Origin of the sequence: Zobellia uliginosa, from assembly GCF_018860745.1 — a bacterium.
Lineage (GTDB): Bacteria > Bacteroidota > Bacteroidia > Flavobacteriales > Flavobacteriaceae > Zobellia > Zobellia uliginosa_B.
Genome location: NZ_JAHKPY010000012.1, coordinates 327,541 through 353,924 on the forward strand (window position 1 = coordinate 327,541; position 26,384 = coordinate 353,924).

Genomic DNA, 26,384 nt, shown 5'->3' on the forward strand with positions numbered 1-26,384 from the left:
CAAATGCGTACTATTAATTGGTTTTTCAATTAAAACGATGAACCAAAACGCAGTTATTTGCGTTTATTTTTTCAAAGAAAGTATACTTTAATATGGCTAAAGAAAATTTAGAATGTTCGTTTTGTGGCAGAAAGAAGCCAGAGACCAATCTTTTGATTGCCGGTCTTGATGCACACATATGCGACAGATGTATAGAGCAAGCCCATGGTATTGTTACCGAAGAATCTAGACAAACTAAAACAAATGACCTCTCTTCAGAACTAACCCTGAAGAAACCTTTGGATATAAAATCATTTTTAGATAATTACGTTATTGGGCAAGAGCGCACCAAAAAGGTAATGTCTGTAGCGGTTTACAATCACTACAAAAGGCTTTTACAGCCTAAGTCCAACGAGGACGATATAGAAATACAAAAGAGTAATATTGTAATGGTAGGCCAGACGGGTACAGGTAAAACCCTTATTGCCAAAACTATTGCCAAGATGCTTAATGTGCCGTTGGCTATTGTAGATGCTACAGTTTTAACTGAAGCGGGTTATGTAGGTGAAGATGTAGAAAGTATTCTTACACGTTTGTTACAAGCTGCAGATTACAATCTTGAAAAAGCAGAACGAGGTATTGTTTTTATTGACGAAATCGATAAAATAGCACGTAAGAGCGATAATCCTTCCATTACTAGAGATGTATCTGGCGAAGGTGTGCAACAAGGACTTCTTAAGTTGCTTGAAGGTACCGTTGTGAATGTTCCACCGAAAGGAGGAAGAAAGCATCCGGACCAAAAGTTCATTGAGGTCAATACTGAAAATATCCTATTTATTGCAGGAGGTGCTTTTGATGGTATTGAACGTGCTATTACCAAAAGGCTAAATATGCAAGCTATTGGTTACAGCGCCGCCAAAACGGATGATAATTTAGACCAAGAGAACATTCTTCAATATATAATCCCCAAGGATTTAAAAGAATTTGGTCTTATTCCGGAGATTATAGGAAGGCTTCCGGTGCTAACGCACATGAACCCGTTAGACGAGAAAACATTAAGAGCTATTCTTACCGAACCTAAAAATGCGATTATTAAGCAGTACGAAAAGCTTTTCGCGATGGATGATATTACTTTCACCATTACAGATCAAGCTTTAGACTATATCGTAAAAAAGGCTATAGAGTATAAGTTAGGTGCCAGAGGCCTACGTTCTTTATGTGAAGCTATTTTTACAGATGCCATGTTTGAAATGCCTAGTAATGGCGAAACAGAATTTAAGGTTACAAAACCTTATGCCGAAGAAAAATTATCTCACGAGACCGTTAAAAAGCTGAAAGCAGTTTCATAAAGTCTCTTAGAAATAAAGTAACAAAAAAAGCGGAATCACATTAAGTGATTCCGCTTTTTTTGTTGCTTTGAGTGTTAGCTTAAAACCTCGGGGTTATTTAAATAGCTTTTTGCTTGTTTGTTTTACCTTTATTTTGCGTAACTGTATTCAACAGATCAAGACAAACTTTCTTGATTATTTTTTCATCCGAATACATATCATGGCTAAAGCCTTGGACTAGCTCTCCTTCTATCCCTATTTCTTTGTACCAAGATGATTTTGGCCTATACACATCTTCATCACCAAATAAAAGATGGATTTCAGATTCGGGTTTTTTAACTTCCGAACGCAACCTAGTGGAAGAAACCGCATATAATGATTTCATGGGTAGTCCGCCAAGTGCGGCTTTCCATGCTATAGCCCCACCAATACTAAAACAAAGGTAGTGTGCCGGTTCTTTTTCCTTATTAAGTAAATGGGCTACGGCCGTATCTATACCTCCGTCTACGAAGGCCTGATGCACGTTTTCCTCGGAGTTTACTTTTACATCTACATTCCCCAGTTGTTGGCAATCATAAAAAGTAATATTAAAATGCTGTTGAAGATATCCAAGATAAGAAGTTATCCAGAGCCCTTTTTTAGCTCCCCACATATCGGATAGGATTACAAGTCTTTCTGCCATAATATTAAAATTTAATTTGCCTTTAGGTTAGGTTTGGGAATCAATTTCAATATTTAACGGGTAATTCTCCCTTTTATTTGTTCATGTGAAGTAATTCTTCGACATAGTCCCTTTTGTTGGATAATCTTGGAATCTTATGTTGCCCTCCAAGCTTATCTTTTAACTTCAACCAATCATAAAAAAGATTTTCTCTTGCTATATGAACCGTAGGCATATTCAAAGTAATATTGTTGTAACGCTTGGCCTCATAATCCGAATTCAATGATTTTAGCGCATTATCCAAATACTCGGTAAATACATTTATATCTTCCGGTGGATTTCTAAATTCAATAAGCCACTCGTGCGCTCCTTTTTCTTTACCCTCCATAAAAATTGGCCCGGCTGTATAATCTTTGATTTCAGCACCGGTTTTAGCACAGATGGTCTTCAGGGCTTCTTCTGCATTTTCAATAATCAATTCCTCTCCAAATACATTTATGTGATGCTTAGTGCGCCCGGTAACTTTAAGACGGTACGGACTGGTAGAAGTGAATTTAATGGTATCACCTATTTTGTATCTCCATAAACCAGAGTTGGTAGTAATGATTATGGCATAGTTGGTATTCTTTTTTACTTCCCACAGCGGAATGGCCATTTGCGTTTCAGTACCATATTCGGTCATAGGAATGAATTCATAGAATATCCCATAATCCAACATCAACAATAAATCATTTGCATTGTTACGGTATTGAATTGCAAAAAAACCTTCTGAGGCATTATAGATTTCATAGTATTTGAAACTTTTGCGAGGTAACATTTTTTTATATTGCTCTTCATACGGGTTAAAGCTTACCCCTCCATGAAAATAAACCTCAAGATTTTCCCACACCTGAAAAAGGTTCTCCTTTCCGGTCTCCTGTATTACGTTATTAAGAAGTACTAACATCCACGAAGGAACACCTGCCAAACTAGTTACGTTTTCTTGTGTGCTTTCTTTTATAATTGCCTTTAGTTTACTTTCCCACTCGCTCATAAGGGACACCTTGCTACTAGGGGTACTACTAAATTCTGCCCATAACGGCATATTATCTATAAGAATTGCGGATAAATCTCCAAAAGAAGAACCATTATCTTCATACAATTCCTTACTACCTCCTAGTCTCAAACTTTTGCCGGTAAACAATTGTGAATTCTCATTGTTATTCAAATACAGGCAAAGCAAATCTTTACCGGATTTATAATGACAATCTTCTAACGCCTCCTCACTTACTGGAATAAACTTACTCTTAGCATTGGTAGTACCGCTACTTTTAGCAAATAACTTTATGGAAGTTGGCCAAAATATATTCTGTTCGCCACGACGTGTACGTTCTATAATAGGTTCTATTTCTTCGTAAGATGAAATAGGAACTCGCTCCCGGAAGGTTTCGTAACTATTGATTGACTCAAAATCATATTTTCTGCCGATCTCAGTGTCTTCTGCAATTTCTATTAGTTGATGAAGTACTTCTTCTTGAACCTCTTCAGGGTATTTTAAAAAAAGTTCTATTTGGTGATAACGCTTTTTTAGCAACCACGAGGCAATAGAATTGAATAAAGGAATCGCCATTTTTGGGTATCTTTGAATTCGCTAAATTTAAGTTTAATACTTATCATTTTCAAATTCATTTTAAATCAAACTTTTTTATGCAGTACGAAGGCGTCCTAAGAAAAATGCAGACGGAGATAGGAAACCCCATTCAATATTACATGGTATTCGAGAATGATTTTTTGAATGTAAATCAAATTCTAGATAAAGAACTGGAAATCAATTTTATAAAATTTCAATGCCTGAATTGTGGTAGGGACCTCCCTATTTTTCGTCAGGGTTTTTGCAAGACGTGTTTCTATGAAATTCCTTCTGCTGGAGATTGGATTATGCGACCAGAATTAAGTAAGGCACATTTAGGAAAAGAAGACCGTGACCTTGAATATGAACAGAAAGTGCAGTTACAACCACATATTGTTTACCTGGCCAACTCAAGTAATATCAAGGTTGGTGTTACCAGAAAATCACAAGTCCCTACAAGATGGATAGACCAAGGTGCTCATGAGGCTATTGAAATAGTAGAAGTTCCAAACCGATATTTGGCAGGCATAACGGAAGTAGCGTTAAAAGACCACATTGGAGATAAGACCAACTGGCGAAAAATGCTAACAAACCATGTTGAAGATGAAAATTTGGTTGAATGGCGAAATAAATTGAAACAGTATATTCCTAAAGAGGCTCAACAATATTATATTGAAGATAACAGTGAAACCCATCTTGTGTTTCCGGTATTACAATATCCTGAAAAGGTAAAAAGTCTAAACCTTAACAAAACACCAAATTACAAAGGAGTTTTAAAAGGGATAAAGGGACAGTATTTTATATTTGAAGATCAGACGGTATTTAATGTTCGTAGTAATGAAGGCTACTACGTTTCACTTCAAGTCAGTTAGAACGATGTTATTTGAAAATTACCGCATAGTTCAATCCTGGTTTCAGAGTTAAACTATGCGGTTTAAGTATGCTCTAGTTACTTTTTTTCTTTCCTAAGAGACCTCCTAAAATATTTTTGGCTTTCTCTTTTACAACGTCTTCCTCTTTTTTAGGCGCAGCTGTATCTGTCTTAACAGTAGTTGTATCTTTTTTACTTCCTCCTAGAAGACCTCCCAAAACTTCTTTTACATCATCTTTGGTAGAGTTGCTCTCACCTTCCTTCTTTGCATCATTGCTTCCTAAGACATCTCCTATTAGATCCTTGGCTTTATCTTTTCCTTTATTAACAAGTTTTTGCTTCTGAATTTCCACCAATTGGTTAGTTAAGGTCTTTACTCCGGAACCAAGATCAGTACTTACCTTAGGATTATCATAATTACCACCTATGTTAGCTACTACCGGAATTTTCAAATCTTTAAGATCGTCCTCACCTATTTGTGAAATTAGTTTACCAACATCACTACCCAAATACTTAGCAGGCACCTCCATGGTGGCCGTATATTTCATTTCTTTGTTAAAGGTGTGAGTACCACCAACATTAATAGCTATATCTTTATATTTTACCGTAAACGGTTTTACGTTCACCACTCCATTTTCAAAAGTAAGTTTGGTTTTTAAATCATCTAGATTTAATTGTTTCATGTCTATGAAATTTAGCTTACTATTTAAAGACGTAAGCATTGGAGCGCTTTCTGCATCCACTTCCTTTGTCATAATATCTGCAAAGATATCCCCGGTCAAAGTCAGCAAATCAGGAACCAAATCATCTGTAAGACTACCTGAAAGTTTTATATCCGTGTCCATAGTTCCCTTTAGAATCTGGGCAATTGGAGCAACCGCCTTAAGAAGATCAAGAGATTTAAAGGTTTCACTTATCCCCAACTGCTTCATATCTAAATTCATCGCAAAGATCGGCGTTTCTTCTTTCGTAGAAACCTCTCCGTTAAATGCCATTTTACCATTAAATATAGAAGATGTCATATTGGACAAAACCGCTTTCTCATCTTTAATTTTTAGATTGCCCTGTACGTCCTTTAAAGTAAGGTTGTCATAAAGTACGGTATTGGCCTTAGCATTAATATTCGCATCCAAAAAAGAAGGGATTTTAATTTTCTCTTCTGTCTTACCCTCTGTATTTTCATCTTTAGCTTCCCCATCATTTGAAGTTGATTCTGTTTCCTCTACCATGAAATCGCTTAAAGCAAAAGTATTGGAAGAAAGGTCAAAATCGCCTTCTACCTTCTCATCATTGAACATAAAACCTAATAGATTCTTTATAGTTCCTTTGGCGTTAAAGTCGGTCTTACCTGTTGTTCCTCTCAACTCATTCAATGTTACCGTAGAAGGGTTGAATGTCATAGTTGTGGTTGTAAGCTTTACCGGGCTAGGTATTTCAGCCGACTTATATTCAAAATCACTTAGACTTACTTTACCGTTAGTGGTTGTTTTTTCATATTGCTCCTTTTCTATGGAAGCCATATCAAAAGCAGTGGTTACATCTGTTACCAAAAGGCCTTTTAAATCGAGGTCTGCTGGCACCGGGTAAGCTTTCTTTAAATTCGCAAGATTCATTTTGCCATCAACATGCGCGTTAACTTTGGTATTACCCATAAGCTCTTTGACATGAGCTGTCATGTTAAACTTGTCCTCATCAATCATAAAAGACAGTTTATCTATATCTACATATGTATCTTCCGCAATACCCGTAGTATTATTTATTTTGGTATCAATAAAAACATTACGAACGGATTTTGGCAAATCTGGATATTTAAAAGATGCGTTCTCAGAATTGATTTTAATATTAAATTTTGGAATATGCTCCTCATCTACAATACCGTTGAACTTACCTTCTAGCATAAAGTTTCCAGTAGTCTTTACATCCTCTATATTTTTGGAATACTCCTCCGGAATAACTGCCAAAAAGTTTTTAAAGTCCGAAGAAGGTGTTTTAAAATTGATATCCATTTCCTGGTTATCCTCATTGACTTTTATAAATCCATCAAATACCAAAGCCAGTTGGTTGATCAATGCTTCGTTCTTTAAAAAAGTATATTTATTTTCTTTTAAGTCAACCCCTATAAGAGCATCTAACTCAATTTTATTCTTGTTAAGGTAATTGGTACTGTCCATTTCAAAAGAAACCAAAGCTTCCGTAAACGTATCCAATTCTGATTTCTCTGCAGAAAGATCACCTTTTCCTTTGTGCTGCATATCCGAGATTTCCAAACGCATTCCCGTAGATTGATCGTCATAGACAATATTGGTATTCGTTATGGCATACGACTGCAAATCCAGATTGAATCCATCACCTGAATCATCGGCAGGAGCACTTGGCTCATCTGATGGTACCGCAATATCAAAACTGGCATTCTCCTCTTTGTCTATAGTAACGTTCACCAATGCACCATCTACCGTGAGACTTTTAATCCCTATAGGCTCATCTTGTCCTTTAAACAACTCACCAATACCCATGGAAAGAGCTACTTTCTTAGACGCAAAAAGTGTATCCCCTTCAAATGGGGCTTTATTTAACAGAATAACATCTTCCATACTAACCTCAGCATTCGGAAAACTGCTAAAGAGACTCAGATTAGCTTTTGAAAAATCAAAATTAGCGTTAACGTTTTTGTTTACGTTATTCTTTATGATATCCTCAATTTTGGATTCAAGGAAAAAGGGCGCAGCTACTAGTATAGCAACAATAAGCAGTACAAACACTCCTAAACCCCAAAATATTTTCTTTTTCATATTTCTATTTCAAATACTGATTTATACAACTTAACGGAATAAAAAAGATGAGCGTTTACTCTAGCATTGATATCCGTTTTAAAACTAGGCACAACCTAATGAAAGAAGCTCGGTCTCATTAACTCTTATATTAAGATTCTTAACCCTAACGGTACAACTCCAAAAAGCACTGAATATTATACCTTTAGCACTATTTCTTCTCCTACGCCCAAATTAAACCGCTTTCTCATAATATATACGAAGAAATACAAAAAAGGCGTGTCTAGAAATGCTATAAAAACCTTGAAAATAAATCCGCTTACTACCAAGCCAAAGAAAAGGTCCCATGGCAAAATACCAAATACACAAAGAAGCCCTACCACAGTGAAGGTATCTACAAACTGAGAAAGAAAAGTAGAAAAATTATTACGCACCCATAAATACTTGCCCTTGGTCACTTTTTTCCAAAAATGATAAATAGCAATATCAATATACTGTGCAAAGAGATAGGCAATCATAGAAGCCAAAACCGCTATTGGGGACAGCGCAAATACTTGGGTAAATGTTGCATCGTCTATTGGAGAAGAAGGGATGGCCGGAGCCACTTCTGCCAAAAGGATTATAGCCATAGAAAATAGACTGGCAAAAATACCTGCCGTAACAATCTGATTAGCCTTCTTTCTACCATAAATCTCAGAAATTAAATCTGTAATTAAAAAGGTGATCGGATAAGGTAAAATCCCTACGGATATTTCAAAAAGCGACACTCCAAATATGGTAAAATCACCAAAAGGATTCCAATAGAAGAACTTTTGAAAAATAAGATTAGAGACCACCAAAGAGGTAATAAACAGCGCTCCCAAATAAAGATATATCTGATATGCCAAACGGCTATCCTTTAAATTCATAAGTATTTTCTTATTAAAGTGATCGATGAACAGTGCAATTTCACCGATGGTTGTTCGTTAAAACAAGACTCTTAAAACAAAATCAAAAATAGCTTAAAAAATACCAAGCATGAAAAAAACCATATTTACATCCTTACTAGTATTGGGTGCAATTAATGTCAAAGCCCAATCCTATGTCGGATTTCTGACAGATAATTACAGTGGTGTCAACAGCTTAATTGCCAACCCTGCACATATTACGGATTCTAGATTTAAAACCGATATTAATATTGTAGGTGCAAGCACGTTCTTTAGTAACGATTATTATGGATTAAAACTGGGTGACGTAATCACCTCAGATTTTGATTTTGATACTGATGGTAAAAAGTACCCCAAAGACAGCAATAATTTCTTTGGTAATGCAGATGTTTTGGGCCCATCATTTATGTTTAACCTTACACCCACAAGCTCACTAGCCGTATTTACAAGGGGAAGAGTAGGTTACAATGTAAACAAAATTAATGGCGAAACTTTTGAAAGCCTTTCCAATGATTTTGATGAGAACGATGACCTTATGATAGATGAAGAAGATGTTTATCTTACGGCTAATGCATGGGCAGAAATTGGCGTTACCTACGCACAAGTTCTGATGAACAAGGACCAACACTTTCTTAAAGGAGGTATTTCTTTAAAATACCTATAAGGTATGGGAAATGCTTACGCCAATGGAAAAGACATAACTATAGATTATGATGCTGATGGCACTCCCTTACAAGGCGGACAAACTACCGGAAGTATAGAATCCGTAGGTGAAGTAAACTATGGCCACAGTGATAATATTGATGATAATTTTGAAGATTTTGAAGTTGAAATTGTAGATGGTGCAACTGGCTTTGGTGTAGATTTAGGAGCTGTTTACGAATGGAGACCTGATTACGCATCCTATGCTTCAACCGATGGTGCAAACTCATTTAAACATCTGAACAAGTACAAATTAAAATTTGCCCTCTCTATTAGTGATATCGGTTCCATAAACTATAAAAATGGTACTCAGAACACCTATGATATAACAGGCACGGTAAATGAAGACGATTTTGAGAATGAAGACAATTTAGAAGACCTCTTAAACAACTTATATACGCAGACTTCAATAGATGCCTCAGAAAAATTTACTTTACCAACAGCTCTTCATTTTAACGTAGACTATAGTTTAAACAATAGATTTTACCTGAATTTAAATACTGATTTTTCATTGCGTTCTAATTCCAAAGTAAATACAAATAGAATACCAACAATGGTTTCTTTTACTCCTCGCTTTGAAAGCAAATGGTTTAGCTTTTACATGCCTGTGAGCCTTACCCAAGGCTCAGGAGCACAATGGGGAGCTGGTTTTAGAGCAGGACCTCTATATGTGGGTTCTGGCTCTGTCATGACCTTATTACTAAGTGACAACTCAAAAGCGGCCGACGTCTATGCGGGATTGAAAATACCGGTATACCAAGAAAAACCTAAAGACAGAGATGGCGATGGCATAGTAAATAGAAAAGACGATTGCCCTGATGAATTTGGCCCAATTGAAAACAATGGTTGCCCATGGCCTGACACCGACGGCGACAAGGTTTATGATAAAGATGATAAGTGTCCCGAAGAAGCAGGTGAAGTACTGAACGATGGTTGCCCATTAGTTGATTCTGATGGCGATGATGTACTTGATGAAGATGATAAATGTCCTAACCAACCTGGAGCAGCAGAAAACCAAGGGTGTCCTTGGCCAGATACAGATGGTGATGGTGTTTTGGACAAAAACGACCAATGTCCTAATGAAATGGGAACCGTTGCTAACTATGGTTGCCCAGAAACTCCTGAAGTTACCGAAGAAGTTCAAAAACAACTGAACGATTACGCTAAAACCATTCTTTTTAACTCTGGAAAAGCGAGTATAAAAGCAGAATCCACAAATGTTTTGGTAGACATTATGGGCATCCTAAAAGAGTACCCTGAAGCTAAATTTACAGTAGAAGGTCATACAGACAGCGTGGGTAGCAAAGCTACCAATCAAAAACTATCAGAGTCCAGAGCCGTATCTGTGAGAGACTTTTTAAATGACAAAGGAATTGACAGCTCCCGTTTAACAGCTGTAGGATACGGAGAAGACAAACCTATTGCCTCCAACATGTATAAGGACGGTCGCGCTCAAAACCGTAGGGTAGAAATCAACCTGGTAAAATAGAATATCAAAGCCATTTTATACTAAAAGAGCCAGCTTGCAGCTGGCTCTTTTTATTTCTATACAGTTCTAACAACTCTATTTTATATCTAATACAAAGGGCATACGTGCCTGTACTCCTTCTTGATTCATAGCAGATTTTACTTGTTTTAAAATCGAATAGGCCTCCGTACCTATTTCTTCTTCTATAAAATCTTGCTTTACTTTGGCACTGGCACCACCTAAATCTTCCAACAAGCGTTCTATGCCCGATTTATATTTAGGAAATTTCTTAATACCATAATCACCTAGTTCTGCCATTTTTGCAGCTTCTTCAATGGCATCTTCCAAATTACCCAATTCGTCTATAAGACCAATACGTTTTGCATCTACTCCACTCCACACACGACCTTGAGCCAAACTATCTGCCACGGTCATACTAATATTGCGCCCTTGAGAAACCCGCTGTAAAAAGGTATCATAAGTACTTTCAATACTTTCTTGAACATAACCTCTAAACTCGTTGGACATTGGTTCAAAAACGGAATATTCTACTGAGTTTTTATTTGTACCCACCTGTTCTGCATTGATACCTATATCACCAGCAAGCTCAGTTAAATTTGGCACTGTTCCAAAAACACCTATAGAACCGGTAACCGTAGTAGGTTCTGCAAATATCTTATCTGCCCCAACAGCAATATAGTATCCTCCTGAGGCGGCCACATTACCCATAGAGACTACAACAGGCTTTATCTCTTTTGCCAATGCTATTTCTCTCCATATAATATCGGACGTCAAAGCACTTCCTCCCGGCGAATTTACCCTTAGTACAATGGCCTTTACATCCTCATCTTCCTTTGCTTTTATTATTGCCTCATTGATTATTCCCTGTCCAATAACATCAGGGCCTCCTTCTCCATACAAAATTTCACCTTGGGCAAAAACAACCGCAACTTTATCTTTTCCACTTTTGAGTACCTCCTTATTTGAGCGAACTACATAATCCTGTAATTCAATTATGTTTAGATCGTCATCCTTATCTAGGCTAATGGCGTTTCTAAGTTTCTGCTCGTATTGATCAAAGAAAATTACATCATCTAAAAGACCATTTTCTTTAGCAAATTCCGGACTTCTTCCGCCTAAAGTATCGGCGATTACATTTAAATTGGCCGCAGAAATGTTTCTTCCCGTAGAGATATCCTCTATCATAGAGTTCCATAACGAGCCAAGTAATTCTTGTATCTGAGTCCGGTTTGCTTCACTCATTTCGTTGGAAATAAAAGGTTCCACAGCACTTTTATACTTTCCGTGACGTATGACTTCCATCTTTACTCCGGTCTTCTCCTGTAAATCTTTAAAAAACAAAACCTCCGATGATAATCCACGAAAATCCAACCCACCTACAGGATTTATAAAAATAGAATCTGCAACACTCGCCAAATAATAATCCTTCTGCATGTAAAAATCTCCGTACGTATAGATAAATTTACCGCTGCTTTTAAAATCCTCTAAGGCCTTTCGGATTGACTGTGTTTGCGCCAGACCAGCCATCATAAAGTTATTATTAATGCTTATGCCTTTAATATCATCATCGTCTTTCGCAACTACAATGGCCTGAAGAATTTCATCTAGACCTTGTGATTGTTCCATAAACGCTCCGGTAAACGGATCTGCATCATTATTACCTACATAATCACTGATCGGTAGTTTTAATTGCAGCTCTAAAATGGAGTTTTTCTCAATAGAAACTGTTTCTTCGGAACTGCTTGCAATACCAACAAAAACAATGACCATTATAAAAATAACACCAAAAGCTATTAAGCAGCCAATAATGGCGGCCAGAAGATTTCTTAAAAATTTCATGAAAAATGGGTTAGTATTTTTACCCAAAGATAACGAACTCACACCTACTTTTTGTTACTTTGTAATATATTATGAGCAACCCCAAAACAGTTTACCTATCGCTAGGAAGTAATCTTGGTGACACTTTGAACAACCTGCAAGACGCAGTTTTCGCCATAAACAATACCGCCGGAGAAGTTGGAAAGATATCACATGTCTATCTAACAAGCTCTTGGGGATTTGAGTCGAGCGACTTCATGAACATCTGTCTTTCGCTTAAAACAACAATGGCGCCGCAGGAACTTTTGCGCACACTATTAAACATTGAGACCAAGTTAGGAAGAAGACGTTCGGTGGAAGATGGCTACCAGCCCAGACCCATAGATATAGATATACTCTATTACGAAAGGGAAACTTTTATTTCAGAAAATTTGGTAATTCCCCACCCCGAGCTTACCTATCGTAAGTTTGTACTTAAACCTTTGTCCGATATTGCGCCGCAGTTTTATCACCCTGTACTGAACAAAGACACCCGAAACCTTATTCAAGAATGTCGTGATAAAGGGAAACTAGAACGTACCACCTATAAATTACACAGAAACCGTTCCGACCTTTTCTCGCACGTCAATTTTATTGCCGTAGAAGGTAACATTGGAGCAGGTAAAACTACCTTGGCCAATAAAATTTCAGAAGATTTTAATGGCAAACTGGTATTGGAACGTTTTGCGGACAACGCCTTTCTACCCAAGTTTTACGAAGATCAAAGTCGTTATGCTTTTCCGCTGGAGATGTCTTTCCTAGCAGATAGATATCAGCAGTTTACCGATGATACGTCTCAGTATGATCTATTCAAGAAGTTCATGGTAAGTGATTACGACATTTATAAATCGCTCATATTTGCACGTATCACCCTACAACAAGAAGAATTTGACCTCTACCGGAAATTGTTCGACTTGATGTACAAAGAAGTTAAAAAACCCAAGATATACGTCTATCTATACCAAACTACAGAACGTTTGTTAGAGAATATTAAGCAGAGAGGAAGAGATTACGAACAGAAAATTGCCCCGGATTACCTTCAAAAGATTAATAAGGGTTACTTTGAATTTATTAAAGGATACCCGGAGCAGAATAATTTAATTATTGAAATGGGCGACCTTGACTTTGTAAACAACAAAGATGATTACGAAACCATATTAGAAAAGATTACCAAGTTTGCAGTTCATTTGCCTAATTAAGCTTTTAAAGCATTTATTTTAGACCATAAATCCCAAACAACGACACCTGCACTTACAGAAATATTCAAAGAGTGTTTGGTTCCGTATTGCGGAATCTCAACTACATTATCACTGGCGTCTACGACTTCCTGCGATACTCCTTTTACCTCGTTACCAAATACCAAAGCGTATTTTTTACCAACTTCCACTTGCAACTTATTAAGCATAATTGCATTTTCGGCTTGCTCAATAGACAAGACCGTATACCCTTCCCCTACTAAGGTCTTAACCAAATCAACGGTGTTTTCTTTGTATTCCCAGGCTACGCTTTCCGTAGCACCCAAAGCCGTCTTTCTAATATCTTTATGAGGAGGCTGTGCTGTAATACCACAGAGGTATATTTTTTCAATTAGAAACGCATCCGAAGTTCTAAAGACAGAACCAATATTGTTCAAGCTTCTAATATTATCCAATACGACAACAATAGGCGACTTATCCGCCTCTTTAAAAGCTTCAACATCCAGTCTATCTAATTCTTCATTCTTTAATTTACGCATGTTCTGGTTTCCCGTTAAATATTGATTTTTATTGTTATTGACAAGGCAAAACGTTGAAGATAAACTTATCCTGAAATATCAACAATAGTTCATCTTCCCTTGAAAAAACAGTACTTTCGTTTTATACTTTCGCCGTAAAATTAAACTATTCTTATCGCTTTGGGAAAAACTGAAAAAACAAAAAAGGTAACGCCTTTGATGAAACAGTATAACACCATCAAGACCAAGTATCCTGATGCATTATTATTGTTTCGTGTTGGCGATTTTTATGAGACTTTTGGTGAAGATGCCGTTAGGGCCTCTAAAATTCTAGGTATTATACTCACCCATCGTAACAATGGAGGTGACCGTACAGAACTTGCCGGTTTTCCGCACCATTCGCTCAATACGTACTTACCAAAATTGGTAAAGGCCGGTGAGCGAGTTGCTATTTGTGATCAATTGGAAGACCCTAAAATGACCAAAACCATTGTAAAACGCGGCGTAACCGAATTGGTAACTCCGGGTGTTGCGATGAACGATGACATTCTGAATGCGAAAGCGAACAATTTTCTTTGCGCTGTTCACTTTGGAAGAAAACTACTTGGTGTTTCGTTCGTAGATATTTCTACAGGCGAATTTTTAACCTCGGAAGGTACTGAAGAGCAGATTGACAAGCTATTACAAAACTTCACACCCAATGAGGTTCTAGTCTCTAAAAAACATAAAAACGAATTTTTAGACGTTTTCGGAAAGCAGTTTCATACGTTTTACATGGAAGATTGGGTCTATCAAGATGATTACGCCCAAGAAACGCTTACCAACCATTTCAACACCAGCACACTTAAAGGCTTTGGTGTTGACCACCTTGGCCATGGTATCATTGCATCCGGTGTAGTTTTACATTATTTATCCGAAACCCAACACAGGCAGCTGCAGCACATCAATAGTTTAAAACGCATTGCTGAAGAGGAGCATATTTGGATGGACCGTTTTACCATCAAAAACTTAGAACTTTATCATTCTACCAATCAGAATGCGGTAACGCTTTTAAACATTATAGACAAGACCCTATCTCCCATGGGCGGTCGTATGCTAAAGCGTTGGTTGGCACTGCCCCTAAAGAATACCGAAAAAATCAGTCGAAGGCATCAGGTGGTTTCCTATTTACACAACAATGATGATACCTTGCTTAAAATTCAGCAACGCATCAAACAAATGGGTGATTTGGAACGTCTTATTTCCAAAGTAGCTACCGGAAAGGTGAACCCAAAAGAAATTATTCAGCTTAAAAATTCGCTTGAGGCTGTTATTCCTGTAAAACAACTTACAGCTCAAAGCGATGATGAATCGTTACAATTAATCTCAGACCAGCTACATGCTTGTGATTTACTGCGTGGTAAGATCAAAGAGATGATTAACGAAGAAGCCCCTGTTCATATTCCTAAAGGAAAAACTATTGCTGATGGTTATTCCAATGAGCTTGACGAACTGAGAGGCTTAGCATTTTCGGGCAAAGACTATCTAGATAAAATGCTAGCTCGCGAAAGCGAGCGCACAGGCATTACTTCACTTAAAATAGCCTCCAACAATGTATTTGGTTATTATATTGAAGTTAGAAATACGCACAAAGATAAAGTGCCAGAAGAATGGATTCGTAAACAAACACTAGTAAATGCCGAGCGCTATATTACCGAAGAACTAAAGGAATACGAAGCCAAAATTCTGGGTGCGGAAGAACGCATATTAAGTCTTGAGCAACAACTCTTTGGGCAATTAGTTGTTTGGGCACAAGAATACATTTCACCAGTTCAAAACAATGCACAGCAAATTGCGCAACTAGATTGCCTCTGTGGTTTTGCGCAATTGGCTAAAGAGAATAACTATTCAAAACCAGAGATCAACGACTCTACCGAAATTAACATTAAAAACGGTAGACACCCCGTTATAGAAAAGCAATTACCATTAGGCGAAGCCTATATTGCCAATGATGTGGTTCTTAACCGAGACGAGCAACAGATTATAATGATTACCGGCCCCAACATGAGTGGTAAGTCTGCAATCTTAAGGCAAACCGCTTTAATTGTACTTCTTGCTCAAATGGGTTGTTTCGTGCCTGCAGAAGCAGCCGAAATAGGTTATGTAGACAAGATTTTTACACGTGTAGGTGCAAGTGATAATATCTCAATGGGAGAATCTACTTTTATGGTAGAGATGAACGAGACAGCTTCCATTTTGAACAATCTTTCCGAGCGTAGTTTAGTACTCTTAGATGAGATTGGACGAGGAACGAGTACATATGATGGTATTTCTATTGCTTGGGCTATTAGCGAGTACCTGCATGAACATCCGGCAAGGGCAAAAACTCTTTTTGCCACGCACTACCACGAGCTCAATGAAATGTGTAACACTTTTGAACGCATCAAGAATTTTAATGTTTCCGTAAAGGAATTGAAAGACAATGTACTTTTTCTTCGGAAATTGACCGAGGGCGGAAGTGAACATAGTTTTGGTATTCACGTGGCAAAAATGGCGGGAATGCCCTCTCAAGTAATCCATAAAGCGAACAAAATTTTAAAAAAACTGGAGAAATCGCACTCTAGTGAAGAATTAACCGACAAACTACAAAGCGCCCAAGACGAGATGCAATTGAGCTTCTTTAATTTAGACGACCCCCTACTGGAACAAATAAAGGAAGAAATCACCTATCTAGATATCAACACCTTAACACCCGTTGAAGCACTTATGAAATTGAACGAAATAAAACGATTATTGACCAAAAACAAGAAGGCAACTTCTTAATTTTTGAGTCTAAAAAAACATCGTTTTTTTATTTTTGAGATTTCATATAAATTTTCTTTGCGTTTTATAGAATTGTATTAAATTTGCATCCGCATCTGTGAAAGATGTCACGTTCTTTACCTTAATACTATACGCGAAAATAGCTCAGCTGGTAGAGCGCCACCTTGCCAAGGTGGAGGTCGCGGGTTCGAATCCCGTTTTTCGCTCAAAGAGCAAATTTTGCTCAACAAATTGAACGCTGCTTACAGCGTTTTTTTGTTAAAGACTTTACCAATAGCGGCTCGAGTGGTGGAATTGGTAGACACGTTGGACTTAAAATCCAATGGACATTAGTCCGTACGGGTTCAAGTCCCGTCTCGAGTACTTTAAACCCTTGTTAATCTTCGGATTTTCGAGGGTTTTTTGGTTTATTTTAATTTGTTCTCTCTTATTTTCCTCTCAAAAACCGTTATTTCCCATATCCCTTTAACGTCCTTAATTACATATACCAATGAGACTCGTACAAAGAAAAATTACTTAATCATTGCGTATAAAAACATTCTTCAAAAAAATTGCTCACTTTGATTGCAACTACAATAACAAAAACTTAACATCCTAAACTTGCGATACCTATTCATTATGATATGTTACATGCTAAATATTTTTTATGAGGTTATTATATATCAGGAGAAAAACAAAAACAGAAAAACATTACAGCAACAAAATGGGGCAATTGACTACTAAGGTCACTTATATTAAACGTTACTTTCTTGGGTTGCCAATTGGCACCATACAGAAATACCGCAAAACCTACTACGGGAAAATTAAGAACTACGAAGATTGTCAGCTCTTTATTTAAACTAAACCCACAAGACCTATCTTTAGCATTTTTAAGTAACCGTTAAAAGCAAATTCATGAAAGTACTAGTTATAGGAGCCGGAAATATGGGATTAACATATGCAGAAGGCATGTCCAAATCAAAATTGCTCAACAAGAAGAATATTATGGTATTGGACAATTCCAAAGAAAAACTGAAAGAACTAAATGAAATTGCCCATTTTGATGCATTCAAGAAATTAGAAGAATGTGTTCCACAAGCAGATATTATTTTCATAGCCGTAAAGCCTTATCATGCTGCCGAGCTTTTTGAAACTATTAAACCTCTAGTGAATTCAGAGCAAATCTTAATTTCCATTATGGCCGGTATTACTATAGACACCATAAAGAGCCAAACAGGAATTAATAAGATTGTTCGTGCCATGCCCAATCTACCTGCAAAAGTCGGAAAAGGATTAACCTCTTATACCGCTTCGAGCCAAATTTCGAGGATTGAATTATTAACAGTGGAGAATTTACTGGACACAACCGGAAAGTCTATAAGGGTAAGCGATGAGAACTTCATAGATGCTTCTACAGGCATATCCGGTAGTGGTCCGGCATACGTATTTTACTTTATGCAAAGTATGATGGAGGCTGCTCTTCAAATGGGTTTTTCCAAGAAGGTATCCAGTGTACTGGTAAGCGAAACGTTCACGGGGGCTGTAGAACTGTTCAATCAAAACAATCTAAGCCCTAATACATGGATGGACCGCGTTGCAAGTAAAGGTGGCACCACACAAGCCGCTCTGGACTCTATGGATGACAATAATGTAAGTGAACTGATAAAAGAAGCTGCTTTTGCCGCATTTGATCGTGCCGTGGAAATGGGTAAGGAAGAACAAGATGCTTAAGCGTTTAGCCCATATGGGCAAATTTCTTTAGGTTAACTCTTATTTCTTTGAGCAATACTGATGGAATTAATAAAAACGGCAATTACGTGGCTAATTATAGAATAAACGGAACCTAGGAAAACACAGGAAAACAAGAAGTTTCTTACATTTTATCGAAAAAATCAGTGTGTTTTAGATTAAATCCCGTTCTTGTCTGTATACCAAAGCAAAACAATTAACCTCGAGAAGCACCCTAAAATGGGACCTCGCCCTTAATTAAAGCAACATGGCCACAAACTTTACTCCAAAAACAAAAACAATCAGAAAAACAAAATCCACTCATACTACAGAGAAATTAGTGGAGAAATTGTACCTGTTGAAACAAAAGTTTCAATCTTCCTATTACGGTAACTCCGATGGTAGAAAATACGAAAAAGCCCGTAATTTCAATATTAGATTAAGTAACATCTTATTTGAAGCCAACCAAATGGCCTCAACACTGGAACTAGTTCCGAAAAGCGGCTATATTACTATTAACTCAGAAATTCAAAAGTTAGAGAAAGAGTTGAATGAACTTATATAGTAGAAAATTTACATAGACATTCTTTTACCTATATTTATAGCTCACTTAAAAAATTTATGAGAAAAAGGTACTATAAAATCGGTGGAGTACTCTTAGTCGCCCTTTTTCTTTTTATTTTGTTGTGCGATTTTATTATCAGCTCATCTGCTGAGGGCAAGACCTTTTCAGACACAAGTGAAATCTCAAAAAATAGAGTAGGCTTAGTACTTGGTACTTCCAAAAAACTAATTGGAGGGCTTCCGAATCCGTATTACACCTATCGCATTAAAGCAACCGTAGAACTTTACGAGGCTAAAAAAATAGACTTTGTGCTGGTAAGTGGTGATAACGGCACACGTTATTATAACGAACCCAACACCTTTAAAAAAGACCTGATAAATAAAGGCATACCGGCAGAAAAAATTTTTTTAGATTTCGCAGGCTTCAGAACTTTAGATTCTATGGTAAGAGCCAAAGAGGTGTTTGGACTAAACAATGTTACAGTTATATCTCAAGAATTCCATAACCAAAGAGCTATCTACTTGGCCGAAAAGAAAGGCCTTGATGCTATTGGATATAATGCCAAGAGTATAACTGGCTCTCAAGGCCTTAAAGTTCACTTACGAGAGTATCTTGCAAGGGTTAAGGTTTTTATAGACCTAGCGCTCAATACCCAACCTAAATTTTTTGGTGAAAGCGTTGAAATAAAATAACCGCCGATACACAATGTGGATTATTTTATTTACTTATATCGTCATAATTTTCTATTACAAAAAGTGTTCTAAGGTTCTGCTTATGTAAAAAGTCTAAACAATATACACCGTTTGTACAGTTATTGATGATTTTCTCTTCTCCATAGCCTACTGCCCTAGTGATATTGGTCGCTGAAACACCGTTAGCCAACAAATACGCTTTAATGGCTTGAGATCGCTGCTCTGATATTCGTTTATTAGAGCTATTTCCTCCTTTACTATCTGTGTGAGTTTCTATTGAAATTCTTAATTCAGGAAATTTCTTAATCGCATCAACCACTTTATCCAATTCAGGAGTCATCGCAATAGTTACGTTACTTTTACCGGTCTCAAAGAAAAAGTTATTGATATTCAATACTTTCTTCCCTTCCTTCTCTTTTACAATATCACTTAACGAAGCTAGTTGCACCTGCAGTGGCTCCTTCTGTAGCTCTTCTAATTCCTTTGGATTATAGGTTTCCCTGAAAGTAGAGTATCCATCCCTAATAATTTCCATAGATACTATATCGGTATAAGGAATTTCAACTTGATAGCTACCGTTGGTCTTCGTAACCATTTGGGTAAGGATATTACCATTACTATCCAATACCCGAACTTCTGCTTCAGAAATTGGCTCATCATAAGGCGGCTTTACAACTTTTCCTTTAAAAATAAGCGTACGTGGACCAGGTTTGTTTGCTATCTTAAACCCATATATATCATCATTTCCTTTACCCCCAGGTCTATTAGATGAGAAATAGCCCATTAGCTCGTGCCCTTCACTTTTACGAATGACAAACCCGAACTCATCATATTTTGAATTGATTCCTTCGCCTAAGTTTACAGGAATACTGAAAGAATTATCTGCCTGTATGTTACTACGATATACATCCATTCCTCCAATACCGTAAAAAACATCTGATGAAAAGAAAAGACTATTATCGTAAACGAAAGGTGCAATTTCATTACCTGGCGTATTGATCCTTGGCCCCATATTAATTGGCTCTGACATTACTTGACCGTTGTTCGTAACTACATAATACAAATCTGTTCCACCATAACTATCATCAAAATTAGCAGCAAAATATAAGCGTTCGCTTGCTTCATCGTAAAACGGATAATAAAAAGAAGTACTTAAATCTTTCAATAAAAAGCGAAATAGTCCTCCTTCATAAGCCATACCAATTGCCAATGCATTTTTTCCTTTTTCATCAAAAGCTAGATTTTTTCCTTTAGCATTTGAAAGCACATAGTAAGTACCACCCGTTGTGCTAGAATAATACGGAGTAGATTTATGAAAAGGAGAGTCAGGAACCCCTTTATAAACACTTACATTACTTATATTACCCCCTTTTTCGATATCTGCTTCGTAGATATCTAAATAAGACTCTCCCGAAGGACCATAAATACGTTTTGACTTATTCTTCCTTCCACTGCTAAAGAGTAGTTTATCATCATGAAAAGCTGGAGAAAAATCAGAAAACTCGCTATTACCATCCAAAGTAAAAACAAAAAAACCGGCAGATTCCGTTTCCTTTCTTTCCAACAATTGATAGTTAAACTCGGCATTTTCCACCAATTCATTTTCAAGCGAATTACTCTTTGATTTCAAAAAAGCCTTAACTCTTTCTTGTTCGGATATTTTTGCTAAGCTCTGCAACATCTTATTAAACCGATGTGCAGACATGATAGTATCATTCTTATTGATATCTAGATATAACTTGGAGGCTTTATTGTACTCACCTGTTTTGAAATAGGAGTCGGCTAAATTCAAAAGTTGATGATTGGATATAAACTTACCCTCCTGCATTTGTTTGTTATACTCGTTAATAGCATCGTCATAGGCATAACTATAGAAATAGTTATCGGCCTTAGATGTCTTTTCCTGTCCAAAAGAAAAACCTACGGCTAACGTAAAAAATAATATGAAGATTCTGAATTTCATAGTCTAATATTAGAAAAATCTAGGCGTATCAATTTGTTTTGGTTTTCCTTTTAAGCTCTTACTACTTCCACCAGAACCATCTCCCCTACCCAAATAAAACTTAAGAATAACCTCGTGTGAACCACTGCTGAATTCACCTAATGGAGTTGTGTTGTAATCATACGAATAACCAATAAAACTGCCATTGGTTATTTGAAAACCTACAAGTCCGCTTACTGCGCTACCTAAACGGTAAGAAGCACCTAAGGTGAACTTATCGTTATACATGAAGTTAGCACTTAGGTTCGTGTTTAACGGCGCACCGTTAATATAGTTCAGCAAAAATGCTGGCTTGAACTTTAGGGTTTCGGAAAAATCAAAAACATAACCCCCGATAAAATTGAACTGCAATTTATCTTCTATAATTGTAGCCACATCGTCATTATAGATTCCATCTGTAAGGAAATTAGGTATTGACGCTCCCAAATACCAGATATCATCCTCGTATAAAAAGAAACCTGCACCTATAGTGGGATAAAATTTTGAAATGGTTTCTCTACCTAAAATTGGTTCCCCGGGATTTTCGAACGTACCCTTTGAAAAATCTACATTCAAAAATGAACCTCCCGCATCCATACCAAAGGAAAGCTTTGCTTTGTCCGAAACATTAAACTGGTATGAATACGCTACTTCTACATAAGTCTGCGTAGATGGCCCCAGCTGATCGCTGATAATATTAAGACCTAATCCTGTCTTCTCATTTGCAAAGGGTATGTTCGTTCCCAAGCGGATGGTTCGTGGCGTACCTTCAACATCTAACCATTGTGCACGATATGAAGCCGCAATTTCCGGATTCTGAACCGAGCCCACATAACCTGGGTTAAAACTACCTATATTATACATATACTGGGTATACTGAGGTTCTTTCTGCGCAAAACTATTTGCCGAAATGAACAATACACCTATAGTGAAGCAGATGTAACCGTAAAAGGATTTTAATGTTCTATACTGCATTATCCGAATTATCTTATAAGCTGAATCCAGCCTTTTTTAGTAGTATTTGTATCAAGGCCTTCTAACTCTTCTTGTAAGGTTATATTTAGAATATAGAAATATGTACCATCAGGTGACTGTTTACCTTCCCACATTCCGTCCCAAATAACATCATCGGTCATTTGATCACCCTCAAAAACCACTTTTCCGTATCTATTGAAAATTTTAATATCGTAGACTAGATCTATAGGGGTTGATTCAAACTGTTTGTTAATTCTAAGTACATCATTAGTACCATCGTTATTAGGTGAGAACTGATTAAATACAATTCCTAATTCCGCATCACTTCTTTCTGAGACATTTACAACTGCCGTAGCTACATTATTTTCATATTTATCTTCGCTATCAACTGGAGAGGAACGTATGATTTCTGCTGTATTTTCAAACAGACCTGCTATTGGAAGCCCTACTCTAATTTCAAGAATAGCAACTTCATTTTTAATGAGCTCGGGTATAACCCAAACTCCCGTTTCTGGTGAATATTCCCCTTTATCCGCAGAATTACTTATATAAACAAAACCACTATCTGTTCGTGTAGAAATAGTATCCCGTACCTGAATATTAGAAATGGCATCTTCATTTGAAATGTTGGTTATCTTTATTGTAAAGATGACCTCTTCTCCTACTAATGGATTTACTCTCTCCAGATTATTGAAAGGACTTCTGATGCTTAAGGTATCTTCTTCTTTAACGATCCTTGCAAACTTCTCTAAAGCCAAATCTATACCTTCCGGAAGGTCTATATTCAAAGTAACCTCAGAAGTATCATTGTCAGGATTACTATCTACTGGAAACGATTGCAATAATTCCGCTACGTTAGTATACGGACCTCCTTCTAAAACACCAACCGTAATAGTCAACGTTTCCGTACCGTCTGCCGGAATTTCAGCAATTGTCCATTCGCCGGCGGCCAAATCATAACTACCATCCGTAGCGCTGTGTGATTTGTATTCAAAGCCCGTTTCGAGCATCTCTCCAACAGTAACATTACGAGCAACCCTATCGGATAAATTATTTACGGTTAAAGTAAAAATAACTTCATCTCCCGCAACGGCCTCTTGTTTATCTACGGTTTTTACTACTTCAAGATCAATAGGTGTAGGATCACAGTTTGCATTATTGATATCTGGATCACAAGCATCTAGTGGATTAGTTCCATCAATTTCTTCCTGTCCGTCCGTAATACCATCTTCATCCGTATCACAAAGTCCGTTTGAATTATCCGGTATACAGGCATTGTTGTTACCAGGGTCCGCTTGATCCATTACACCATCACTATCGGTATCCAGCACACTAGACTCTAAAGCATCTATTATACCATCTCCGTCTTCATCCAAAGGATTTGTGGGATCATCTCCTACTTCCTCTCCGTCACTTATACCATCACCATCACTATCCGCATTATTTGGATCAGTGCCAAGGTTAGATTCCAGCCCACCTAACAAACCATCGCCATCATCATCCGTATCACAACTGCTAACCGAGATAGTTACCTCGCTTGTGTCATTCTCACAAGGTAATTGGGCATCAGTAGTTGTAAATGTAAACACGTACGTTCCATTAGCTAGACCTTGAAAATCCACAACACTTTCGGCATCAGGAACTACATTGGCCGGACCGGAAGTCCATGCCCATGTACCTGCACTTGCGGTTTCTGAAAATGTAGTATCCAAGTCTAATGTGGTTGTACCAAATGCAGCATCATTACAAGACGATCCATTTTCTGGACTTCCCGTATTTACAGGAGGTAAAATAACAGCATCTACTTTGATGCGAGGCGATTTACAAGTATTGGCTACTGCCTCTACGTAATAGGATGTTGTGCGTGTTAAAGCACTAACAGTGAAGTCTGACCCTGTTCCTAATGAGGCACCGCCTGTTGCTCGTGAATACCAATTAATAGTTGCATCTAGTGTTGCCGTAGCACTTAACACAACTTCTCCCGGACCACATCTAGTATCTCCGGATGGAGTCCCGATAATCTCTGGCGTTTCGTTTTGAACCAATGTTAATGTTAATGTAGGCCCCTCACATTTTTCCACTGTATCATAATAAAATGCATAATAAGTCCCTGGTAAAGGATCATTAATCTGATTGTTAGGAACAGGGCTTTCTATAGGATCATTTGAGTTGAACGCCCATCTTAACACGGTACCGGCCGGGGCATCACCCACAATATAATCATTTAATGAAGTTGTAATGTCATCACAAAAAGTACGCGTTATTGTTGTATCTAAAGTAGGAGGTACTTTGGCTGCACATTTATTACAATCATCAACCTTGATAGTTACTGATTTAGATTCGTTAACACAGGGATCTACAGCTCCCGTAGTTGTATACGTAAACACATAATCCCCTTTCGCTTGTCCTTCAAAATTGACAACATTATCCGCACCTATAGTTGGTGTAGTACTACCAGGAACTGTTCCAACGGCCCAAGCACCTGCCGTTTGACCAGAAATTATTGTATCAAGGTCTAAACTATTAACACCTAAAGTGGCATCTGCATTATTACATAACGGCGCAGCGGGTGGGGTAATGGTACCTGCCGATGGTGAACTACTTTGTGTTATAGTTAAAGTTGCAAAGTTTTCACTAGCGCAATTATTAGGTTCGTCCCAGAAAAAAGCATAGTAAGTTCCTGGTTCACTTACAGGGCTATCATCTATTCTAGAAGTCCAATCAGATTGAAGTAGTAAATCTGTATTGTTGGTGGTCCATATTAAGAATGCACCTGTAGGTCTAGCTCCATCGTAATAATTATCCAATCCTACAGTAAAATCATCACAAAAAGCATCTGTAGTTGCATTCAATACTGGAGCAGCAACACCAGCAGCACAATCATTATCTTCAATAGTAACGGTTCGTTGGGCTATTGCCGTTTGAACGTAGTTAAATTGTGTAGTATTACTAGGATTTCCTAATGTTAACGTAACGGTTTCATCAGGCTCAGTAATAGCATCATCAACTGTTAAAATATTCAATGCCCTCGCCAAGGTTGCAGTTGCCGCTGGTGGACTTGAAGGAAAAGTAAACGTCGCCTGACCTTGAGTGGTAAAATCATCTGTAATTGTTGCACTACCCCCTAAAGTGTAAGGTATTGTAATTTCTGTTCCTGTAGCATTAACCTTATCCAACCTAAGCACGTATCGTCCTCGAACAGTACCTTCCTCTGCCGCATCAGCCTCTGTGGTCGTAAGCGTAAAAGTACCTACATCATTATCTGCAATAGTAAACGTAACCGAATTTGAAGCGGTTATGGTTCCATTGGAAACATTGGTAATGGTAACAATAATAGTTTCATCAAGCTCAATAAGTTCATCATCAAATATATTAACATCAACAGTCACACTTGGTTTAGCAAGAGTTAAATTATACGTTTTGGTAAGCGTCTGGAAATCATCCGTTTCCGTAGCAGTTCCCGTTACACCTATAGTAACGGCTGTGGCAAGAAAGCCTCCTGTTCTACTAATCGTAAAAGAACTACCGGCACCTCCTTCCGCTGGTTCTCCAGGCGCTCGGGTAATAGAAGTTTGCTGAGCATTGGACACAGAGCCAACACACAAGAACAAAAACAATAGGAGAATAATACCTTTACCTTGAATTCCTAAACTATGGGTAAAGCAAGCTTTTTTCTTTTTCAATTTCATAACTGTCCTTTGAACAAAAATTCAAATTCACAGCAAATAAAGTAGGTCGTGGCTAAATGGGCGTCAATA

18 protein-coding genes and 2 tRNA genes are annotated in these 26,384 nt (G+C 37.5%); 11 read left to right on the top strand and 9 right to left on the bottom strand.

Annotated features, from left to right (window positions below):
• Nucleotides 1-92: 92 nt before the first annotated feature.
• A complete protein-coding gene (gene clpX / locus KO521_RS12845) occupies nucleotides 93-1,328 on the top strand; it encodes an ATP-dependent Clp protease ATP-binding subunit ClpX (RefSeq protein ID WP_215940306.1) in 1,236 nt (411 codons plus the stop codon).
• A 97-nt stretch (nucleotides 1,329-1,425) separates the two neighbouring features.
• On the opposite strand, the gene KO521_RS12850 is transcribed toward clpX, so the two are convergent.
• Complete coding sequence (locus tag KO521_RS12850) at nucleotides 1,426-1,989, bottom strand: hypothetical protein (RefSeq protein ID WP_215940307.1); 564 nt, start codon at nucleotides 1,987-1,989, stop codon at nucleotides 1,426-1,428.
• A gap of 73 nt (nucleotides 1,990-2,062) precedes the next feature.
• Nucleotides 2,063-3,577, bottom strand: coding sequence for a GH3 auxin-responsive promoter family protein (locus tag KO521_RS12855; protein WP_215940308.1), 1,515 nt, complete (start codon nucleotides 3,575-3,577; stop codon nucleotides 2,063-2,065).
• Nucleotides 3,578-3,654: 77 nt separating this feature from the next.
• Between KO521_RS12855 and KO521_RS12860 the strand changes: the two genes are divergently transcribed.
• Nucleotides 3,655-4,449: a DUF2797 domain-containing protein gene (locus KO521_RS12860; RefSeq protein WP_215940309.1), complete on the top strand. Its 795-nt coding sequence runs from the start codon at nucleotides 3,655-3,657 to the stop codon at nucleotides 4,447-4,449.
• 73 nt (nucleotides 4,450-4,522) lie between these two features.
• Here the strand turns inward: KO521_RS12860 and KO521_RS12865 are convergent, their stop codons facing one another.
• Nucleotides 4,523-7,237 carry an AsmA family protein gene (locus KO521_RS12865; RefSeq protein WP_215940310.1) on the bottom strand — a complete coding sequence of 905 codons (2,715 nt, stop codon included), beginning with the start codon at nucleotides 7,235-7,237 and terminating at the stop codon, nucleotides 4,523-4,525.
• A gap of 176 nt (nucleotides 7,238-7,413) precedes the next feature.
• Nucleotides 7,414-8,124, bottom strand: coding sequence for a queuosine precursor transporter (locus tag KO521_RS12870; RefSeq protein WP_215940311.1), 711 nt, complete (start codon nucleotides 8,122-8,124; stop codon nucleotides 7,414-7,416).
• Between the two features lie 109 nt (nucleotides 8,125-8,233).
• Here KO521_RS12870 and KO521_RS20630 point away from each other — a divergent pair, with 109 nt between their 5' ends.
• Nucleotides 8,234-8,806, top strand: coding sequence for a DUF5723 family protein (locus tag KO521_RS20630; protein WP_215940312.1), 573 nt, complete (start codon nucleotides 8,234-8,236; stop codon nucleotides 8,804-8,806).
• A gap of 3 nt (nucleotides 8,807-8,809) precedes the next feature.
• Complete coding sequence (locus KO521_RS20635) at nucleotides 8,810-10,333, top strand: DUF5723 family protein (RefSeq protein WP_354668206.1); 1,524 nt, start codon at nucleotides 8,810-8,812, stop codon at nucleotides 10,331-10,333.
• 75 nt (nucleotides 10,334-10,408) lie between these two features.
• Here the strand turns inward: KO521_RS20635 and sppA are convergent, their stop codons facing one another.
• The gene (gene sppA / locus KO521_RS12885; protein ID WP_215940313.1) at nucleotides 10,409-12,172 is read right to left on the bottom strand and encodes a signal peptide peptidase SppA; all 1,764 of its coding nucleotides are present in this window, start codon (nucleotides 12,170-12,172) and stop codon (nucleotides 10,409-10,411) included.
• 71 nt (nucleotides 12,173-12,243) lie between these two features.
• Here sppA and folK point away from each other — a divergent pair, with 71 nt between their 5' ends.
• Nucleotides 12,244-13,389 carry a 2-amino-4-hydroxy-6-hydroxymethyldihydropteridine diphosphokinase gene (gene folK / locus KO521_RS12890; protein ID WP_215940314.1) on the top strand — a complete coding sequence of 382 codons (1,146 nt, stop codon included), beginning with the start codon at nucleotides 12,244-12,246 and terminating at the stop codon, nucleotides 13,387-13,389.
• Here the strand turns inward: folK and KO521_RS12895 are convergent.
• Nucleotides 13,386-13,925, bottom strand: coding sequence for an RNA methyltransferase (locus KO521_RS12895; RefSeq protein WP_215940315.1), 540 nt, complete (start codon nucleotides 13,923-13,925; stop codon nucleotides 13,386-13,388). The genes folK and KO521_RS12895 overlap by 4 nt on opposite strands.
• A 198-nt stretch (nucleotides 13,926-14,123) precedes the next feature.
• Here KO521_RS12895 and mutS point away from each other — a divergent pair, with 198 nt between their 5' ends.
• From mutS to KO521_RS12925, 6 genes are all read left to right on the top strand, one after another.
• Nucleotides 14,124-16,706 (top strand): DNA mismatch repair protein MutS, encoded by a 2,583-nt coding sequence (mutS, locus tag KO521_RS12900; protein WP_215940316.1) that lies wholly within the window; start codon nucleotides 14,124-14,126, stop codon nucleotides 16,704-16,706.
• 133 nt (nucleotides 16,707-16,839) lie between these two features.
• Nucleotides 16,840-16,912, top strand: a tRNA-Gly gene (locus KO521_RS12905).
• Nucleotides 16,913-16,985: 73 nt separating this feature from the next.
• A tRNA-Leu gene (locus KO521_RS12910) sits at nucleotides 16,986-17,069 on the top strand.
• Nucleotides 17,070-17,600: 531 nt separating this feature from the next.
• The gene (proC, locus tag KO521_RS12915) at nucleotides 17,601-18,416 is read left to right on the top strand and encodes a pyrroline-5-carboxylate reductase (RefSeq protein WP_215940317.1); all 816 of its coding nucleotides are present in this window, start codon (nucleotides 17,601-17,603) and stop codon (nucleotides 18,414-18,416) included.
• Between the two features lie 265 nt (nucleotides 18,417-18,681).
• Nucleotides 18,682-18,978, top strand: a complete 297-nt coding sequence (locus KO521_RS12920; RefSeq protein ID WP_215940318.1) for a hypothetical protein — start codon at nucleotides 18,682-18,684, stop codon at nucleotides 18,976-18,978.
• Between the two features lie 56 nt (nucleotides 18,979-19,034).
• Nucleotides 19,035-19,670: a SanA/YdcF family protein gene (locus tag KO521_RS12925; protein ID WP_215940319.1), complete on the top strand. Its 636-nt coding sequence runs from the start codon at nucleotides 19,035-19,037 to the stop codon at nucleotides 19,668-19,670.
• Between the two features lie 25 nt (nucleotides 19,671-19,695).
• On the opposite strand, the gene KO521_RS12930 is transcribed toward KO521_RS12925, so the two are convergent.
• The 3 genes from KO521_RS12930 to KO521_RS12940 are packed head-to-tail and all read right to left on the bottom strand — an operon-like array spanning nucleotide 19,696 to nucleotide 26,315.
• A complete protein-coding gene (locus tag KO521_RS12930; RefSeq protein ID WP_215940320.1) occupies nucleotides 19,696-21,633 on the bottom strand; it encodes an OmpA family protein in 1,938 nt (645 codons plus the stop codon).
• A gap of 9 nt (nucleotides 21,634-21,642) precedes the next feature.
• Nucleotides 21,643-22,626, bottom strand: a complete 984-nt coding sequence (locus KO521_RS12935) for a PorP/SprF family type IX secretion system membrane protein (protein WP_215940321.1) — start codon at nucleotides 22,624-22,626, stop codon at nucleotides 21,643-21,645.
• An 8-nt stretch (nucleotides 22,627-22,634) separates the two neighbouring features.
• Nucleotides 22,635-26,315 (bottom strand): gliding motility-associated C-terminal domain-containing protein, encoded by a 3,681-nt coding sequence (locus KO521_RS12940; RefSeq protein WP_215940322.1) that lies wholly within the window; start codon nucleotides 26,313-26,315, stop codon nucleotides 22,635-22,637.
• Nucleotides 26,316-26,384: the final 69 nt, after the last annotated feature.

Excerpts from the sequence above, each read along its gene's own strand:
- clpX (WP_215940306.1), top strand. The coding sequence starts at position 93 with ATGGCTAAAGAAAATTTAGAATGTTCGTTTTGTGGCAGAAAGAAGCCA.
- KO521_RS12850 (WP_215940307.1), bottom strand. The coding sequence starts at position 1,989 with ATGGCAGAAAGACTTGTAATCCTATCCGATATGTGGGGAGCTAAAAAA.
- KO521_RS12855 (WP_215940308.1), bottom strand. The coding sequence starts at position 3,577 with ATGGCGATTCCTTTATTCAATTCTATTGCCTCGTGGTTGCTAAAAAAG.
- KO521_RS12860 (WP_215940309.1), top strand. The coding sequence starts at position 3,655 with ATGCAGTACGAAGGCGTCCTAAGAAAAATGCAGACGGAGATAGGAAAC.
- KO521_RS12865 (WP_215940310.1), bottom strand. The coding sequence starts at position 7,237 with ATGAAAAAGAAAATATTTTGGGGTTTAGGAGTGTTTGTACTGCTTATT.
- KO521_RS12870 (WP_215940311.1), bottom strand. The coding sequence starts at position 8,124 with ATGAATTTAAAGGATAGCCGTTTGGCATATCAGATATATCTTTATTTG.
- KO521_RS20630 (WP_215940312.1), top strand. The coding sequence starts at position 8,234 with ATGAAAAAAACCATATTTACATCCTTACTAGTATTGGGTGCAATTAAT.
- KO521_RS20635 (WP_354668206.1), top strand. The coding sequence starts at position 8,810 with ATGGGAAATGCTTACGCCAATGGAAAAGACATAACTATAGATTATGAT.
- sppA (WP_215940313.1), bottom strand. The coding sequence starts at position 12,172 with ATGAAATTTTTAAGAAATCTTCTGGCCGCCATTATTGGCTGCTTAATA.
- folK (WP_215940314.1), top strand. The coding sequence starts at position 12,244 with ATGAGCAACCCCAAAACAGTTTACCTATCGCTAGGAAGTAATCTTGGT.
- KO521_RS12895 (WP_215940315.1), bottom strand. The coding sequence starts at position 13,925 with ATGCGTAAATTAAAGAATGAAGAATTAGATAGACTGGATGTTGAAGCT.
- mutS (WP_215940316.1), top strand. The coding sequence starts at position 14,124 with ATGAAACAGTATAACACCATCAAGACCAAGTATCCTGATGCATTATTA.
- proC (WP_215940317.1), top strand. The coding sequence starts at position 17,601 with ATGAAAGTACTAGTTATAGGAGCCGGAAATATGGGATTAACATATGCA.
- KO521_RS12920 (WP_215940318.1), top strand. The coding sequence starts at position 18,682 with ATGGCCACAAACTTTACTCCAAAAACAAAAACAATCAGAAAAACAAAA.
- KO521_RS12925 (WP_215940319.1), top strand. The coding sequence starts at position 19,035 with ATGAGAAAAAGGTACTATAAAATCGGTGGAGTACTCTTAGTCGCCCTT.
- KO521_RS12930 (WP_215940320.1), bottom strand. The coding sequence starts at position 21,633 with ATGAAATTCAGAATCTTCATATTATTTTTTACGTTAGCCGTAGGTTTT.
- KO521_RS12935 (WP_215940321.1), bottom strand. The coding sequence starts at position 22,626 with ATGCAGTATAGAACATTAAAATCCTTTTACGGTTACATCTGCTTCACT.
- KO521_RS12940 (WP_215940322.1), bottom strand. The coding sequence starts at position 26,315 with ATGAAATTGAAAAAGAAAAAAGCTTGCTTTACCCATAGTTTAGGAATT.